The sequence below is a fragment of the Brevibacterium sp. LAARM2_SD2 genome (assembly GCF_057364785.1).
In genome coordinates this window covers 17617-33412 of record NZ_JBNFOM010000007.1, presented here as the reverse complement: position 1 = coordinate 33412, position 15796 = coordinate 17617, and the positions used below count along the sequence as shown (strand labels likewise).

General features: G+C 69.5%; 12 protein-coding genes and 1 pseudogene. 9 read left to right on the top strand and 4 right to left on the bottom strand.

Annotated features, from left to right (window positions below; all coding sequences use genetic code 11):
* The first annotated feature begins 25 nt into the window (after positions 1-25).
* Positions 26-580, top strand: a complete 555-nt coding sequence (locus AC2W7K_RS06120; RefSeq protein ID WP_137825149.1) for a hypothetical protein — start codon at positions 26-28, stop codon at positions 578-580.
* A 46-nt stretch (positions 581-626) separates the two neighbouring features.
* Here AC2W7K_RS06120 and AC2W7K_RS06115 read toward each other — a convergent pair whose 3' ends face one another.
* Together AC2W7K_RS06115 and AC2W7K_RS06110 are read right to left on the bottom strand one after the other, a co-directional pair.
* Positions 627-1097 carry an SRPBCC family protein gene (locus tag AC2W7K_RS06115; RefSeq protein WP_211978103.1) on the bottom strand — a complete coding sequence of 157 codons (471 nt, stop codon included), beginning with the start codon at positions 1095-1097 and terminating at the stop codon, positions 627-629.
* Between the two features lie 79 nt (positions 1098-1176).
* Entirely contained in the window at positions 1177-3099 is a 1923-nt protein-coding gene (locus AC2W7K_RS06110; protein ID WP_211978102.1) for an FAD-dependent monooxygenase, read from the bottom strand.
* A gap of 185 nt (positions 3100-3284) precedes the next feature.
* Here AC2W7K_RS06110 and AC2W7K_RS06105 point away from each other — a divergent pair, with 185 nt between their 5' ends.
* From AC2W7K_RS06105 to AC2W7K_RS06080, 6 genes and pseudogenes are all read left to right on the top strand, one after another.
* Positions 3285-4754, top strand: a complete 1470-nt coding sequence (locus AC2W7K_RS06105; protein WP_211978101.1) for a fumarylacetoacetate hydrolase family protein — start codon at positions 3285-3287, stop codon at positions 4752-4754.
* Positions 4736-5440, top strand: a complete 705-nt coding sequence (locus AC2W7K_RS06100) for a GntR family transcriptional regulator (protein WP_249120911.1) — start codon at positions 4736-4738, stop codon at positions 5438-5440. The genes AC2W7K_RS06105 and AC2W7K_RS06100 overlap by 19 nt, the downstream gene beginning before the upstream one ends.
* The gene (hpaE, locus tag AC2W7K_RS06095) at positions 5437-6942 is read left to right on the top strand and encodes a 5-carboxymethyl-2-hydroxymuconate semialdehyde dehydrogenase (RefSeq protein WP_198500571.1); all 1506 of its coding nucleotides are present in this window, start codon (positions 5437-5439) and stop codon (positions 6940-6942) included. Before AC2W7K_RS06100 ends, hpaE begins: the two co-directional genes overlap by 4 nt.
* Before the next feature lie 11 nt (positions 6943-6953).
* A pseudogene (gene hpaD / locus AC2W7K_RS06090) lies at positions 6954-8064 on the top strand (3,4-dihydroxyphenylacetate 2,3-dioxygenase).
* Between the two features lie 9 nt (positions 8065-8073).
* On the top strand, positions 8074-8859 hold the full coding sequence (locus AC2W7K_RS06085) for a fumarylacetoacetate hydrolase family protein (RefSeq protein WP_211978099.1): 786 nt from the start codon (positions 8074-8076) through the stop codon (positions 8857-8859).
* Positions 8844-9635, top strand: coding sequence for an HpcH/HpaI aldolase family protein (locus AC2W7K_RS06080; RefSeq protein WP_211978098.1), 792 nt, complete (start codon positions 8844-8846; stop codon positions 9633-9635). Before AC2W7K_RS06085 ends, AC2W7K_RS06080 begins: the two co-directional genes overlap by 16 nt.
* A 38-nt stretch (positions 9636-9673) precedes the next feature.
* On the opposite strand, the gene AC2W7K_RS06075 is transcribed toward AC2W7K_RS06080, so the two are convergent.
* On the bottom strand, positions 9674-11560 hold the full coding sequence (locus AC2W7K_RS06075) for an LPXTG cell wall anchor domain-containing protein (RefSeq protein ID WP_211978097.1): 1887 nt from the start codon (positions 11558-11560) through the stop codon (positions 9674-9676).
* A 563-nt stretch (positions 11561-12123) separates the two neighbouring features.
* Here AC2W7K_RS06075 and AC2W7K_RS06070 point away from each other — a divergent pair.
* Complete coding sequence (locus tag AC2W7K_RS06070; protein ID WP_486005880.1) at positions 12124-13626, top strand: PrsW family intramembrane metalloprotease; 1503 nt, start codon at positions 12124-12126, stop codon at positions 13624-13626.
* Complete coding sequence (locus AC2W7K_RS06065; protein ID WP_198500576.1) at positions 13623-14813, top strand: MarP family serine protease; 1191 nt, start codon at positions 13623-13625, stop codon at positions 14811-14813. Before AC2W7K_RS06070 ends, AC2W7K_RS06065 begins: the two co-directional genes overlap by 4 nt.
* A 13-nt stretch (positions 14814-14826) precedes the next feature.
* Here the strand turns inward: AC2W7K_RS06065 and AC2W7K_RS06060 are convergent, their stop codons facing one another.
* Positions 14827-15768 carry an endonuclease/exonuclease/phosphatase family protein gene (locus tag AC2W7K_RS06060; protein WP_198500577.1) on the bottom strand — a complete coding sequence of 314 codons (942 nt, stop codon included), beginning with the start codon at positions 15766-15768 and terminating at the stop codon, positions 14827-14829.
* Positions 15769-15796 lie beyond the last annotated feature (28 nt).

The window sequence follows — 15796 nt, the reverse complement described above, 5'->3', positions numbered from 1 at the left end:
GCAGGTGAAACCGAGGATGGTGGTCATGAACACCGTGGACCGCCCCGCACCCGTCGGCACGCAGCTGCTGCCGCGCGGTCGACGGTCGCGGTGGGTGGCGCGGTGGCTGCCGCTCGTCGCGCTCGCGTCCTGGGTGGCGATGATCTGGGTGCCCGTGCTCGACAGCGGGAACCATGAGGGTCCCCGCCTCGTCATCACCTCGCTCGGCGAGCAGCCGATCGCCCCGGAGACGAGCGATGTCGCGTTCCTGCTGCCGTGGATCGCGATCATCGCGTGCGCGGTCACCGCATGGATCTCACGCTCACTCGTCATGTGGTCCCCGGCGGCGGTGATCCTCGGGCTCGTGCTCCTCGTGGCGCTCACCCTCATGCTGCTCGACCCGCCGTTCTTCATGTGGGACGGGATGGACGAGCAGGGTCGCTGGGTCGGCGGGATGGAGATCGGCTATCCGGCGCCCGGGGCGGTGCTGTGGGCGCTCGGCAGCACGGCCCTCATCGTCGGCGGCATCTTCGGCCTCTACGGCAGCCGGCACTGCCGTCACCGCAGGCACGCCGAGAAGTACTCGGGCTCGCGCTTCTGAGGTCGACAGTCGGAGACGGCGGTGTCGCCTGCCGAAAGTGGCTGCGTCAGCTCCCGGAGACGGCGGCGGCCAAGCGGTTGAGCGACTCGTCGAGCTGGTCCTCGCTGACGACGGGGAACAGGGAGAGCAGCTTCGGGTCGTCGACCTTCGACCAGTCGTAGGTCAGCGTCACCTCGGTGCTGTCGGGGCCGACCGCATTGAGCTCGTAGACCCATTCCCAGCCGCCGGGCTCCTTCGGATTGTCCGACTGAGCCGGCTGCCACCCGACCATCTTGTTCGCGTCGTACGCGGTGACATGGTTGTGCATCCGGTAGTCGCCGCCCATCGCGTCGGCGAACATGTTCATGACGAAGACGTCGCCGACGCCCTGGATGCGCTGGGACTTCTCCGCCGCCCGCACCATCCCCGAACCGTCGAACTGCTCGTGGTTCTCCGGGAGGGTGAGGACGTCGAAGATCTCCTGTGTGGGGTGGTCGATGACACGGGTGACTGTGATGCTCTTCTCATTCGTAGCCATACGACCACCCTGCCACAGGCGCAGTGCCAATCCGAGGCCTTCGCCCCGGTCATCAGCCAGCTCTCAGACAGGCCGGCTCTCAGCTCTCGGGGAGGAAGACCCCGGCGAAGAACTTCCCGATCTCCTCACGGGCGCTCAGCGGGTAGATGCCGGCGACGTACTGGTCGGGCCGCACGACGACGACGGCACCGTCACGGCTGATCTCGCGGGTGTCGAAGATGTCGTCATCGGGCAGGGCCGCGTAGATGTTCTCGAGGTACTCGAGGCTGTACTTCCCGACGAAGGGGCGGAAGACCGGGGGCACGTCGGTGAAGTCGAACTCCGTGTGCGGCTGCTGGTAGATGACCTTGAGCTCGACGAGGGCGTCAACGTCCTCGCCGGTGCGGCGGTAGGCCACGAGCGGGGAGGCGGGATCGGATTCGAGCCAGTCGGCGAGGCCGGGAACTCCGTTGAGCGCCTCGGCGTCGGTCTCCTGACCCGGGGTCGCCCCGTCGGCGAAGACGTAGATCCGCCAGCGGCCGTCGGCCTTCGCCTCGTGCCCGAGGTGGAGGGGGTAGGAGTCGACGACGCGGTTGACGCGCGCGGACTTGAAGCGCTTGCCGACGGGGAAGCCCGCCGCGAGCTCCTGGTTGGCCGTCGAGGCAGTGATCATCGACTCCGTGTACTCGGTCATGAAGCCGGCGGGGAACTCCGCGGTCTTGACGTAGAAGTCCTCGAGGTAGGCCTTGTCCGGCAGCTGATCCTGCGGGGTGGCCATGAGCGTCGACCACTCCTTGTCGAAGTCGATGAGGTTCTTCGCGGTGACCTGGCGCTCAGCGGAGTAGGTCCGCAGCAGCTCGGACGACGACCGGCCGGTCGCGACCTGCCCGAGCTTCCAGGCGATGTTGAAGCCGTCCTGCATCGAGACGTTCATGCCCTGACCGGCCTTCGCCGAGTGCGTGTGGCAGGCGTCGCCGGTGATGAACACGCGCGGGCACGGGGAGTCCGGGACCGACTCGTCGGTGTCGTCGAAGGCGTCGGTGAGGCGGTGGCCGACCTCGTAGACGCTGTGCCACGCGACGTTCTTCACGTCGAGCGAGTAGGGGGCGATGATGGCGTTCGCCTTCGCGATGATCTCCTCGATGCTCGTCTGGCGCACCTTGCGCGCATCATCGACGGGCACCTCGCCGAGGTCGACGTACATCCGGAAGAGATGACCGCCCTCGCGGGGGATGTGGAGGATGTTGCCGTGCTTCGACGAGATCGCGCACTTCGTGCGGATGTCGGGGAAGTCGGTGTTGGCGAGAACGTCCATCACGCCCCACGCATGGTTGGCCTGGTCACCGGACATCGTCCGGCCGATCGCCGAGCGCACCCCGGAGCGGGCGCCGTCGCTGCCGATGACGAAGCCGGCGCGGATCGTGCGCTGCTGGCCGGCGCGCTCACCGGCGGTGTAGCGCACGGTCACCGACACCGGGTGCTGGGGATCGGCGGCGGTGGCGGGATCCTCGACGGAGAGGTCGACGAACTCGATGCCGTAGTCGGGTTCGATGCGGGCCGGGGACTGCTTGGCGAACTGCGCGAAGTAGTCGAGAACGCGGGCCTGATTGACGATGAGGTGCGGGAACTCGCTGACGCCGGTCTCGTCGTCCTTGGGACGGCCGGTGCGGATGATGTGATCGGGGTTCTCGGGATCCGGATTCCAGAAGGCCATCTCCGTGATGTGGTAGCCCTCGCGCATGATCTCCTCGGCGAAGCCGAACGCCTGGAACGTCTCGACCGAGCGCGCCTGGATGCCGTCGGCCTGGCCGATGACGAGGCGCCCGTCGCGCTTCTCGATGATCCGGGTGTTGACCTCGGGATATTGGGCGAGCTGTGCGGCGGCGACCATGCCCGCCGGTCCGCTGCCGACGATGAGGACGTCGACCTCGTCGGGCAGGGCTTCGGGTCGGTCGATGCCGTACCCCGCCGCCTCCTCGATCCGCGGATCCGCGGACACGTAGCCGTTCTGATGGAAGTGCATATCAGCCTCCGGTTTCTCACACACCCTCGTGCGTCTCGAGTGATCCATCACGCACACTGTGATTGAGATCGTATCAGTTCATATACGATCAAGCACGCGAATCCAGGAAATCACGACAAGCCCTTGTCCAGTGGCAAAGCATCGTATACGATTCAATCAATCAACGACGAGAGAACGAGGTTTCGATGTCGACTGCAGTGCCCTCCCGCCCCGGCAAGATCATCGCCGTCCACGTGGCGTACGAGTCCCGTTCGGCCCAGCGCGGCAAGCGCCCCGCCGCACCCTCGTACTTCCTCAAGGCCGCGAGCTCGGTCGCCCCGAGCGGAGCGACGATCGAGCGCCCCGCCGGCACGAAGCTGCTCGCGTTCGAAGGCGAGATCGCCGTCGTCATCGGCAGCCCCGCCCATCGGGTCACCGCGCATGAGGCGTGGGATCACGTCGCCGGCGTCACCGCGTCCAACGACTTCGGTCTCTACGACCTCAAGACCCCTGACAAGGGGTCGAACGTGCGCTCGAAGAGCCGCGACGGCTACACCCCGCTGGGTCCGAACCTCATCCCCGCCGCCGAGGTCGACCCGCAGGAGCTGACGATCCGGACGTGGGTCAACGGCTCCCTCGTCCAGGACGACGACACCGGCCCCGACCAGCTCATCTTCCCGCTCACCCAGATCATCGCCGACCTCAGCCAGCACTTCACGCTGGAATCCGGGGACGTCATCCTCACCGGCACCCCGGCCGGCTCGACCGTCGTCGCCCCCGGCGATGTCGTCGAGGTCGAGGTCACCGGCGCCTCCTCGGCGTCGGGGGAGCAGCTGAGCTCGGGACGCCTGCGCACCGAGGTCGTCGAGGGTCCCGGCGACTTCGACGCAGCGCTGGGCAGCACTCCGGCCGTCACCGAGGCGCTCGCCGCCGATGCGTGGGGCTCCCGCGAGGAGGCAGGCCTCCCGCCGGAGGACGACGGATCCCTGCCCGCTGGGCTGCGCGAGAAGCTGGAGAAGGCGCCGACCGCGGGTCTGTCCGCGCAGCTGCGCGCCCGCGGCCTCAACAACGTCGTCATCGACGGGGTCCGTCCGCTCAAGCCGGGCACGACGCTCGTCGGGGTCGCCAAGACCCTGCGCTTCGTCCCCAACCGGGAGGACCTCTTCAAGTCCCACGGGGGAGGCTACAACGCGCAGAAGCGCGCCTTCGACTCCCTCAAGCCCGGCGAGGTCATCGTCATCGAGGCCCGCGGCGAGTCCGGATCGGGCACGCTCGGTGACATCCTCGCCCTCCGCGCGAAGTCCCTCGGCGCCGCCGGGGTCGTCACCGACGGGGGCGTCCGCGATGCCGCCGAGGTGGCCGGCATCCTCCCCGTGTTCGCGACCGCGAAGAACCCCGCGGTGCTCGGTCGCAAGCATGTGCCGTGGGAGTCCGATGTCGCCGTGGCCTGCGGCAGCGCCACCGTCCTGCCCGGCGATGTGATCGTCGGCGACGACGACGGGGTCATCGTCATCCCGCGTGACCTCGCCGAGGAGGTCGTCGACGCAGCGCTGGAGAAGGAGACCGAGGACGGCTGGGTCGCCGATCAGGTCGCCGCCGGCAATCCCGTCGACGGTCTCTTCCCGCCGACCGGTGAGTGGAAGGCGAAGTTCGAGGAATGGAAGAGCTCACGATGACCGCCGAGGCCGCCCCGCTCGGCCAGCGCCTGAGCAAGGCCGAGCTCGCGTACAACTGGATCCGCGAGCGCATCGGGGACCACACGTTCGACGCCGGCGACAAGCTCGTGCTCTCGCAGATCGCCGTCGACCTCGACACCTCCGTCGTGCCCGTGCGGGAGGCGATCCGCAGGCTCGAAGCCGACGGTCTCGTCACCTTCGAGCGCAATGTCGGAGCGCGGGTGGCGATGGTCGACCACGGGTCGTACGTCCAGTCGATGGAGGCCGTCGCGATCCTCGAGGGCGCGGCGACGGCGCAGGCGCTCACCCACATCACCGATACTGACCTCGCCGCCGCCGAGGCGCTCAACGAGCAGATGCTCGCCCTGCTCGACGACTTCGACCCGGTCGAGTTCACGCGGCTCAACCACGAGTTCCATGCCGCGCTCTTCGCCCGCTGCCCCAACGATCGCCTCCGCACGCTCGTCGGCGTCGAATGGGACCGGCTCGCCCACCTGCGCAACTCGACGTTCTCCTTCGTTCCCGAACGCGCCCGGGAATCCGTCGACGAGCACTCCCGGATCATCGCACTCATCCGAGCGGCCGCCTCGGCGGATGAGGTCGAACGCGTCGTCCGCGCCCACCGCACCGCCACCCTGCACAGCTACCAAGAAGCCACCACAGCAACAGAGAGGGACAAGTCATGACTGCGTCCACCACTGCTCCCGCCAACCTGCCGGAGAAGATCCGCCACTACATCGACGGCGAGTTCGTCGACTCCCTCGACGGCGACGAGTTCGACGTCATCAACCCCGTGACGAACCAGCCCTACATCAAGGCCGCCTCGGGGAAGAAGGCCGACATCGATCGCGCCGTCGCCGCGGCGAAGAAGGCCTTCGAAGAGGGTCCGTGGCCGACGATGCTCCCGCGCGAGCGGGCCCGCGTGCTCAACCGCATCGCCGACATCGTCGAATCCCGCGAGGACGAGCTCGCGGCCATGGAGTCCTACGACTCCGGGCTGCCGATCACCCAGGCCAAGGGCCAGGCCCGCCGGGCCGCGGAGAACTTCCGCTTCTTCGCCGACCTCATCGTCGCCCAGACCGACGACGCCTACAAGGTGCCCGGACGGCAGGCCAACTACGTCAACCGCAAGCCCAAGGGCGTGGCCGGGCTCATCACCCCGTGGAACACCCCGTTCATGCTCGAATCGTGGAAGCTCGGCCCGGCGCTGGCGACCGGAAACACCGTCGTGCTCAAGCCCGCCGAGTTCACCCCGCTCTCGGCGTCCCTGTGGCCGGGCATCTTCGAAGAGGCCGGCCTGCCCACAGGCGTGTTCAACATGGTCAACGGCTTCGGCGAAGAGGGCTTCGCGGGCGATTCCCTCGTCAAGCACCCCGACGTGCCGCTCATCTCCTTCACCGGTGAGTCCTCGACCGGCCAGGCGATCTTCGCCAACGCCGCCCCGTGGCTCAAGGGCCTGTCGATGGAGCTCGGCGGGAAGTCCCCGGCCGTCGTCTTCGCCGACGCGGACCTCGACGCCGCCGTCAACGCGACGATCTTCGGGGTCTTCTCCCTCAACGGTGAGCGCTGCACCGCCGGGTCGCGCATCCTCGTCGAGGACTCGATCTACGACGAGTTCGTCGAGCGCTATGCCGCCCAGGCGAAGCGGGTCAAGGTCGGTCTGCCCTCGGATCCCGACACCGAGGTGGCCGCTCTCGTCCACCCCGAGCACTACGAGAAGGTCATGTCCTACGTCGAGCTCGGCAAGGAGGAGGGCCGCCTCGTCGCCGGCGGCGGACGCCCCGAGGGCTTCGAGGACGGCAACTTCGTCCAGCCCACCGTCTTCGCCGACGTCACCCCCGACGCGCGCATCTACCAGGAGGAGATCTTCGGCCCCGTCGTCGCGATCACGAAGTTCTCCTCCGACGAGGAGGCGCTCGAGCTCGCCAACGACACGAAGTACGGGCTCGCCGCGTACATCTGGACCTCGGACCTCAAGCGCGCCCACAACTTCGCGCAGGCCGTCGAATCCGGCATGGTGTGGCTGAACTCGAACAACGTCCGCGACCTGCGCACCCCCTTCGGCGGCGTCAAGGCCTCGGGCCTCGGCCACGAGGGCGGATACCGCTCGATCGACTTCTACACCGACCAGCAGGCCGTGCACATCAACCTCGGCGAGGTCCACAATCCCGTCTTCGGGAAGCAGTGAGAGGAAAACCCATGTCCGACCCCATCACCACCCCCACCGTCCCCGCGCCCGACGTCGTGCGCTGTGCGTACATGGAGATCGTCGTCACCGACCTCCAGCGCTCCCGCGACTTCTACGTCGACGTCCTCGACCTGCAGGTCACCTGGGAGGACGAGAACTCCGTCTACCTGCGGTCGATGGAGGAGTTCATCCACCACAACCTCGTCCTCCGCAAGGGTCCCGTGCCCGCGGTCGCCGCGTTCTCCTTCCGGGTCCGCAGCCCGGAGGAGGTCGACGCCGCCGAGGCGTTCTACCGTGAGCTCGGCTGCCCCGTCGAGCGGCGCAAGGACGGCTTCGTCCGCGGCATCGGCGACTCCGTGCGCGTGCAGGATCCGCTCGGCTTCCCCTACGAGTTCTTCTACGACGTCGACCACGTCGAGCGGCTCGCATGGCGCTACGACCTCTACTCGCCCGGTGCGCTCGTCCGCCTCGACCACTTCAACCAGGTCACCCCGGACGTGCCGCGCGCCGTGAACTACATGGAGGACCTCGGCTTCCGCGTCACCGAGGACATCCAGGACGATGAGGGCACCGTCTACGCGGCGTGGATGCGCCGCAAGCCCACCGTCCACGACACCGCGATGACCGGCGGCGACGGACCGCGCATGCACCACGTCGCGTTCGCCACCCACGAGAAGCACAACATCCTCGCGATCTGCGACAAGCTCGGCGCGCTGCGGATGTCCGACTCGATCGAGCGGGACCCGGCCGCACGGGGTGTCGAACGCCTTCTACCTCTATCTCCGCGATCCCGACGGGCACCGCATCGAGATCTACACGCAGGACTACTACACCGGCGACCCCGACAACCCGCGGGTGACGTGGGACGTCCATGACAACCAGCGCCGTGACTGGTGGGGCAACCCGGTCGTGCCCTCGTGGTACACCGACGCCTCGACGGTCCTCGACCTCGAGGGCAACCCCGTGCCGCTCACCGCCCGCACCGACGACTCCGAGCTGGAGGTGACGATCGGCGCCGACGGGTTCTCCTACACGCGCCGGGAGGACGCCGAATCCGACTTCGGAGCCCACTCGGGCGCCGAGGACGGCGAAGAGGAATTCAAGCTCGGCCACCAGCTCTGAGGAGGGGACATGCTCGAAGACGCCGTCATCGCGGGCATCGCCGATGAGCTCGCGGAAGCGGAGAGGACGCGGTCGAAGATCGGTCTGCTCACCGCCGCCCACCCGGACATGACCGTCGAGGACTCGTACGCGGTCCAGCGGGAGTGGCGCCGGCGCGGCGAAGCCGCGGGACGGCGGATGGTCGGGCACAAGATCGGTCTGACGTCGAAGCCGATGCAGCAGGCCACCGGCATCACCGAACCCGACTACGGGACGATCTTCGCCGACCAGGTCTATGAGACCGGCGCGGTCATCGACCACGCGCAGTACTCGGGAGTCCGCATCGAGGTCGAACTCGCGTTCGTCCTCGGTGCCGACCTCACCGGCCCCGACGTCACGCTCGTCGACGTGCTGCGGGCCACGGAGTACGTCGTCCCGGCGCTCGAGGTCCTCTCCTCGCGCATCGAGATGGAGGGGCGCACGATCGTCGACACGATCTCCGACAACGCGGCCCTCGGCGCGATGGTCCTCGGCGGGCGGCCGGTGGCCGTCGACGCCGTCGACCTGCGCTGGGTCGCAGCCCTGCTCTACCGCAACGAGACGATCGAGGACTCCGGTGTCGCCGCCGCCGTCCTCGACCATCCGGGCCGCGGCATCGCGTGGCTGGCGAACAAGCTCGCCGACCACGGGGACAGCCTGCGGGCGGGCGAGACCGTGCTCGCCGGCTCATTCACGCGACCGATGTGGGTCCACCCCGGCGACACCGTCCACGCCGATTACGGAGATCTGGGAGCCATCACATGTCGTTTCGAGTAGACCTGCCGCCGACGTTCGCCGACCGGATCCGCGGGCTCGCCGACGGCGACCACCTCGCGGGGATGTGGGTGAGCTCGGGGTCGCCCGTGGCCGCCGAGATCGCCGCGTCCTCCGGGCTCGACTGGGTCCTCATCGACGGTGAGCACTCGCCGATCGGCCTCGAGACGACGACCCGGCTCCTCCAGGCGATGAACGGCTATCCGGCCACCCCCGTCGTCCGCGTCCCCGTGTGCGATCGGGTCCTCATCAAGCAGCACCTCGACCTCGGCGCCCAGAACCTCCTCGTGCCGATGGTCGACACCGTTGCCGACGCCGAGGAGGCCGCCCGGGCCGTGCGCTACCCGCCTGCCGGGGTCCGCGGGGTCGGGTCCGCGCTGGCGCGGGCCTCACGCTGGAACACCGTGCCCGACTACCTCACCCGGGCGGCCGACCTCGTGTCCCTGACCGTGCAGATCGAGTCGGCGACGGCCGTGGAGAACGCCGCGGAGATCGCCGCCGTCGACGGTGTCGATGCCGTCTTCGTCGGGCCCTCCGACCTCGCCGCCTCGATGGGGCTGCTCGGTCAGCAGACGCACCCCGATGTCACCGCGGCGGTGCGCGCGACTTTCGAGGCGGTGCGGGCCGCGGGCAAACCCGTCGGCGTCAACGCCTTCGACCCGGTGCAGGCGCGGGCCTACCTCGATGCAGGGGCGTCGTTCGTCCTCGTCGGCGCCGATGTCAGCCTGCTCGTCGCCGGTGCCCGCCGCTGGGCCGAGGAGTGGTCCGGTCGGGACTGAGTCAGCGGCGCTCCGCGACCTCTTCCGCGCCGGTGGCCTCATCGTCTCCGCCGACCGGTGACGAGCAGCGTCGCCGCTCCCACCCCGATGAGGACGATGCCGGCGCCGATGAGCAAGCCATGGCCGGTCGCTCCCGTTCGCGGCAGCTCTGAGACAGGGCCCGGGGCCTGAGGCCGGTCCGCGACCGGAGTCGTCGGGGGAGAGCTCGGCGGCACAGGTTCCTCCGAGGGCACAGGTTCCTCCGGTGGCGCCGGCTGCTCCGGGGGCGAGGGCGCGGTCGGGGGAGGACTCGCGGTGCCCTCCGCCACCCGTTCCACGGTCTCGGCGGGGATGCCCCATTCGCTCGTCCAGCCGCGGTGGACGTCGTCCTCGGCAATCGTCGTCACGAACGTCACCCAGCCGACGGGCATATCGATCGGCTCCGTGCTCACCGTCGCGCTGCCCTCCTGATCGGCGACGACGGTGATGTCCTGGGCGGCGATCTCGGTGCCCGACGGTGTCGCCGACTGCTCCGGTTCCTCGTCGGTGCGATAGGCCGTGACCGTGAGCCTCGCCTCGGCGCCGGGCCGCAGCCCGGTCACCGCGACCTCGTCGGTCACGGTGTCGCCGTCGAGCCGGGCCTGGGTCTGCGCTGTCGGGGTCCACGGGGTGAAGCCCGTCTCCTTCGGCTGGCCGTGGATGCCCGTCCACTCCCTCGTCGAGTCGTCGGCGGCGATGGTCTCGGTGAAGTAGACCCAGCCGCGGAAGTCCGCGGGGATCCGAATGCCGGGGGACTCGTGGGTGCCGTTGCCGACGTCCGCCGACGTCACGGATCCGACCACCTCGGCGTCGTCGTTCCTCTTCCCCACCTCCGGCTTCGACGTCGTCGCCCACAGCTCGTGGACGACGTCGACGGTGTGGTCGCCGATGAGACCGGACACGGTGAACGTGTCGGTGACCGTGTCCCCGGGGGAGGGGTTCGCCTCCGAGATCTCCGTGACCACCCGCGGCTGCGAGGTCAGGTCGACCTCGGCGGAGTCGGTGAGCGTGATGGGTTCGCCCGGGGTGATGACCCGCTGCACCCGGGTGCCCGACGTCGGCTCGTAGAGGGCGACGGTGTCCGGGGCGACGCTCGCCGAGGCGCTCACCCTCACCGTGCCCGGACCCTCGGCGGTCAGCGTCGTCGTCGCCGGAGCCGTCCCGCTCGTCAGACTCGCCGGGCCGTCGGCGCCGGTGACCTCGAGCGTGATCGGCACATCGGGCACCGCGGTCCCCGACGCCGTCGTCAGGGCGGCGGTGAGCGTGACCCGGTTCGTCGTCGGGAACGACGGCGTCGGGTCTGCGGGGGCGCGAGCGAAGTCCCCCTCGCCCGCGGCATAGGGTTCGAGGATGGGGATGTCGAGGACCGGTTCGAGCGCGATGGTCAGCGTGTAAGGTCCTGCCATCCGCTTCGCCTCGGCCATGATCGTCTCGTACTGCTGCGCGGCCCCCTCGAACTCCGCACCGAGGTCGCCCGGCTCCTGCGGCGGGACCGTGTGATCGTGGTCGATGCGCTCATCGGTCCGGGCGATCGCGCTCAGCGCCGCCTGCACATCGGGATCCGGTGAATCCGCGTACGTCGCCAGCGCCCACGCCGTGACCGGCGCCGTGACCTCCTGCGCCGTCGCGTCGGCGAAGAACTCCGGCAGCGGCGACTGCTTCCCCGCGTCGATGCAGTACGCGAACGTGTCCGGGAACGTCCGATACGCCCCGTACCAGGTCTTTCCCTCGGGCGCTTCGTGCCAGATCCCGGGACCGTAGGCGTCGGCGCTGCTGAGCATCGGCACCTCGCCGAGCTCGGCACTCGCCCCGTGCGCGGGCCCGGGGGAGAGCCCGGCGCAGGAGAGGACGGCGACGATGAGGAGGACGAGGACGGACAGGGGCGTGGGTCGTCTGCGAGTTTTCATGCCCCGATTGGACGCCCCACGACAGAGTCCTGACCAGACCCCGACAACCCCCTGTGGAAACCGGTGCCGGCGTCCACAGGAGAATGAGCGCGAGTCGACAAGGCAGGTTCACGGCTGGGGACGCGAGTCGGCGGCGCGGCCGGGCGCGGCCGGCGGGCTCCTCAGCCCTGCAGAATCGGGCAGCGACGACGGCACGGCCCTCCCGCCTCGGTGCCGGGAATCCACAGTCAGATGCACGCAAGTGACCGGTGCCGGCTGTTGCTGAACGGACACGTCGCTTTAGGGTGCGTGTCAGTGTTCGACCGTAGACTGATGGGGCAGTCAACGCTCTGAACAGCGGCTTCGAGCGCCCCATGGAGAAGGACGGACTATGTCGGAACAGGTCGGCCCAGGACAGGCGGGCTCGAACCAGGGCCCCGGCCCGCACGGGAACGGCCCGCACGGGAACCGCCCGCACGGGAATCCGCAGCCCGGACCGCGGCAGGCGATGGGCCCGCAGCAGTTCCCGGGACGACCGCCGATGGCAGGCCCGCCGATGGCAGGCCGCCCGTGGTCGGCCGCCGATGGCAGGACCGCCCGGTTTCGTCCGGCCGCCCCAGGTCGACCCGCGGCGCAGCGATGAGCGCTTCCGCCCGCGCCCGCAGGAGGAGCAGCGCCCGCAGGAGGAGCAGGCCCGACGCCCGCAGCAGCGCCGCGGCGATCCCGCCGGTCGACCCGTCTATCCCGGCCCCCCGGTCCACCACAGGCAGCCGGTCGGCTCGCAGCCGGGGATTCCGCACCCGGGGCAGGGACCCCGCCGAGTCTACGAACAGCCGCGCTTCGCCCCGACCGTGACACAGGAGATGCGGGTGCGCGCGTCGATGCAGACCCCCGATCACCGGGTGTCGGAGACCCCGTGGACGGGAGCGGTGCGCCGCACCCAGCCGCCCGAGGAGCCCGGTTCGACGACGAACGTCGTCCGGCTCGCGATCGCGATCCTCGCGCTGTGCGCCCTCGTCTTCGGCCTCCTCGTCATGGCCGTCGCCGGCGGCTTCCAGTTCGGGGCCAGGCTCTTCGCCCTCATCGGGCTCTCGGCGATCCCGCTCGTCGGGATCATCGCCTACGTCCTGTGGCTCGACAGGTGGAAGCCGCAGCCGAAGATCCTCCTCGGCCTCTGCCTCCTCTGGGGCGCGGTCGCCTCGGTCATCCTCACCCTCTTCGTCTCCCTCGTCGGCGAGGTCGCCCTCTTCCTCGTCGGGGTCGGCGAGATGCCCGACGTCTTCGCCACCGTCGTGCAGGCCCCGATCGTCGAGGAGACGATGAAGACCTCCCTCCTCGTCGTCCTCGTCCTCGCCGCCCGCCGGCACTTCGAAGGCCCCCTCGACGGCCTCGTCTACGGTGCCCTCATCGGCGCGGGCTTCGCCTTCACGGAGAACATCCTCTACCTCGGCACCGCATGGCAGGAGAGCACCTCGGGGCTGTGGGTCACCTTCGTCCTCCGCTGCCTGTGCTCGCCGCTGCTCCACACCGCGTTCTCGAGCTGGGCGGGGGTGACGATCGGCTTCGCCGCCCGCAAGTGGCCGTGGTGGGCCGTCGTCCTCATGTGGCTGCCCGGACTCTTCATCGGCATGTGCCTCCACGCGATCTGGAACGGGTCGATGACCGGCCTCCAGCTCATCAGTCCGATCGCCCAGATCGTCGGACTCATCGTCCTGAGCTTCATCCTCACGACCTGCTGGGTCGTTCTCGGGCTGCTGCTGCGCCGCAGCGAGCGCCTCCACACGCTCAACATGCTCGGCGACTACGCGAACTCCGGGTGGCTCTCCCACGCCGAGGCGGACATGCTCGGCACGTGGAAGGGCCGGAAGTCCGGCCGCCGGTGGGCCAAGTCGTTCCCCGGCGGCAAGGCGGAGATGGCTGAGATGATCCGGCTCGCCGGGAAGCTGTCGACGACGCGCATGCGCCTGCTCGCCGGCATCGGCGGCGGTCGTGAGAAGGAGATCGAGAACTTCGAGCTCCGCGAATTCGCCGGAGCCCGCGACCGGCTGCTCGCCGCCTCCCGCGGCGAGGCGAAGGCCGTGTCATGATCATCGTCGACATCATCATCGTCCTCCTCGGCATCGGCGCCCTCTTCGCCGGATTCCGGCAGGGCTTCGTCGTCGGACTGTGCACGGTCGTCGGCTTCGTCGTCGGGTGGATCGCCGGACGGCTGCTCTCCCCGCTCGTCGAGAACCTCTCCGCCGGCACCTCGGCGATGGAGAATCCCGGCGTCGTCGCGCTGCTCGCGGCGATGCCGCTCGTGCTCAGCGTCCTCTTCGCCTTCGCCGGCAACGGGATCGGCACGTGGATCAAACGCGCGATGGACTCCGAGCTCGGGCAGGGCATCGACGCGATCGGGGGCACCGTGACCGCTGGCGTCGTCTACGTCCTCGTCATCTGGCTCGCCGCCGGCTTCATCCGCGCCACCCCGCTCGTGGGGCCCAACCAGTGGGTCGCCGACTCCGGCGTCATCGCCGCGATCGACCGGACGATCCCGTACTCCTCGCAGAGCGCGCTCGGCGATCTCGCCTCGACCCTGCGGGCCACGGGCTTCCCGCAGGTCTTCTCCGGGCAGACCGAGGAGATCCGCGGGGTCGGCGAACCCGACGCCGACATGGTCGAGGTCGGACGCAGCGTCGAGGAGTCGGTCGTGAAGATCACGACCACCACGACGACGTGCCGGGCCGGCTCCGAGGGCTCCGGCTTCGTCTACGACGACGGGCTCGTGGCGACGAACGCCCACGTCATCGCCGGATCGACGAGCCTCGCCGTGCAGGTCGGCGGGACCGGGCGCCCCTATTCCGCCGAGGTCGTCGAATTCGATCCGGAAGCCGACGTCGCCGTCCTCCGGGTCCCCGAGCTCGACGCTCCCGCCCTCGAGTTCGGCAGTCCGCTCGGACCCGGGGACGACTCCGTCGTCGTCGGCTTCCCCGCCAACGGCCCCTACACGATCTCCCCGACGCGGGTGCGCGAGCAGATCAACGCCCGCGGCCTCGACATCTACGACCAGAGCAGCGTCGTGCGCGACGTCTACTCGCTGCGCGGCATCGTCCGCGAGGGCAATTCCGGGGGACCGCTCATCGACTCCGGCGGCAATGTCGTCGGCATGGTCTTCGCCCGCTCGGCCACCGACGAGGAGACCGGCTACGCGCTCACCCGCGCCGAGATCCGCGACGAACTCCAGGCCGGCGCGGCGAACACGACCCCGGTGCCGACGGGACAGTGCACGAGCTGAGCCCGCGCGCAGCTCAGGCGAGATCGAGCCCGGCGATGACCGCGCGGTGGTCGCTCGTGCCCTCCCCGAGGACCCTGTCCGAGGTCGCGGTGAACCCGCGGTAGAGGATGTGGTCGAGGCGGGTGACGGGGAACTGCGCCGGCCACGTGAAGCCGAAGCCCCCGCGCGCCTCGACGCGGGTGTCCTGAAGCGGCGGGACGAGCTCGTCGAAGTTCCGATCCGTCGACGCGGTGTTGAAGTCGCCGGCGACGATGATCTGCTCCGCGTCATCGCCCTCGATGACGGTCGAGAGCCGGCGCAGAGCGGCGTTGCGCATTCCCTCCTGGCCCGGCCGCACCGAGGGCATGTGGACGGCGTAGAACCGGATGTCGCCGTGATCGGTGGCGATCGTCGTCGCGAAGGCGCGCGGCCACTGCAGTCCGAGGTCGATCTCCTCCGGCGTCGACATCGGCCACTTCGACCACACGCCGAGGGTGTCGATGACCTCCGAGTGGGCGAACGAGGCATTGAGCTCGTCCTGGATGATCTGCCCGGACAGTGACGCGAGCTCCTGCATCGTGACAATGTCGGGATCGGCGGCGACGATGTTCTGCGCCGTGGCCGTCGGCTCCGGCAGGCGGGCCCCGACGTTCTGCGTGGCGACGGTGAGGTCCGGGGTGCCGGCATCGCGCGCCGGCAGGAGCGGACCGCCGAACATCACGCCCCACACGAGCGCGGGGACGAGCACGCCGATGACCGAGAGCACGGAGAACCGGAAGAGCATCATGAGCAGGACGAGCCCGATGATGATCCCCGTCCACGGCAGGATGCTCTCGACGAGCAGGGCGATGCCGCCGCGGGCGGGCAGCAGCTCGTGGAGGACGAGGAACGCGGCGTAGAGAAGGCCGACGACGAGTGCGGTGATGCCCTTCGCGGACTTCCGTGCGCGAGCGGGCCGGGAATATGGCTGATTCATCGATTAGGAATCCTAACCGCGAACCCTG

What these genes read in the sequence shown, in the direction of transcription:
- AC2W7K_RS06075 (WP_211978097.1), bottom strand. Translation starts at nt 11,560, where the DNA reads ATGAAAACTCGCAGACGACCCACGCCCCTGTCCGTCCTCGTCCTCCTC.
- AC2W7K_RS06070 (WP_486005880.1), top strand. Translation starts at nt 12,124, where the DNA reads ATGGCAGGACCGCCCGGTTTCGTCCGGCCGCCCCAGGTCGACCCGCGG.
- AC2W7K_RS06065 (WP_198500576.1), top strand. Translation starts at nt 13,623, where the DNA reads ATGATCATCGTCGACATCATCATCGTCCTCCTCGGCATCGGCGCCCTC.
- AC2W7K_RS06060 (WP_198500577.1), bottom strand. Translation starts at nt 15,768, where the DNA reads ATGAATCAGCCATATTCCCGGCCCGCTCGCGCACGGAAGTCCGCGAAG.
- AC2W7K_RS06110 (WP_211978102.1), bottom strand. Translation starts at nt 3,099, where the DNA reads ATGCACTTCCATCAGAACGGCTACGTGTCCGCGGATCCGCGGATCGAG.
- AC2W7K_RS06105 (WP_211978101.1), top strand. Translation starts at nt 3,285, where the DNA reads ATGTCGACTGCAGTGCCCTCCCGCCCCGGCAAGATCATCGCCGTCCAC.
- AC2W7K_RS06080 (WP_211978098.1), top strand. Translation starts at nt 8,844, where the DNA reads ATGTCGTTTCGAGTAGACCTGCCGCCGACGTTCGCCGACCGGATCCGC.
- AC2W7K_RS06115 (WP_211978103.1), bottom strand. Translation starts at nt 1,097, where the DNA reads ATGGCTACGAATGAGAAGAGCATCACAGTCACCCGTGTCATCGACCAC.
- AC2W7K_RS06085 (WP_211978099.1), top strand. Translation starts at nt 8,074, where the DNA reads ATGCTCGAAGACGCCGTCATCGCGGGCATCGCCGATGAGCTCGCGGAA.
- hpaE (WP_198500571.1), top strand. Translation starts at nt 5,437, where the DNA reads ATGACTGCGTCCACCACTGCTCCCGCCAACCTGCCGGAGAAGATCCGC.
- AC2W7K_RS06120 (WP_137825149.1), top strand. Translation starts at nt 26, where the DNA reads ATGAACACCGTGGACCGCCCCGCACCCGTCGGCACGCAGCTGCTGCCG.
- AC2W7K_RS06100 (WP_249120911.1), top strand. Translation starts at nt 4,736, where the DNA reads ATGGAAGAGCTCACGATGACCGCCGAGGCCGCCCCGCTCGGCCAGCGC.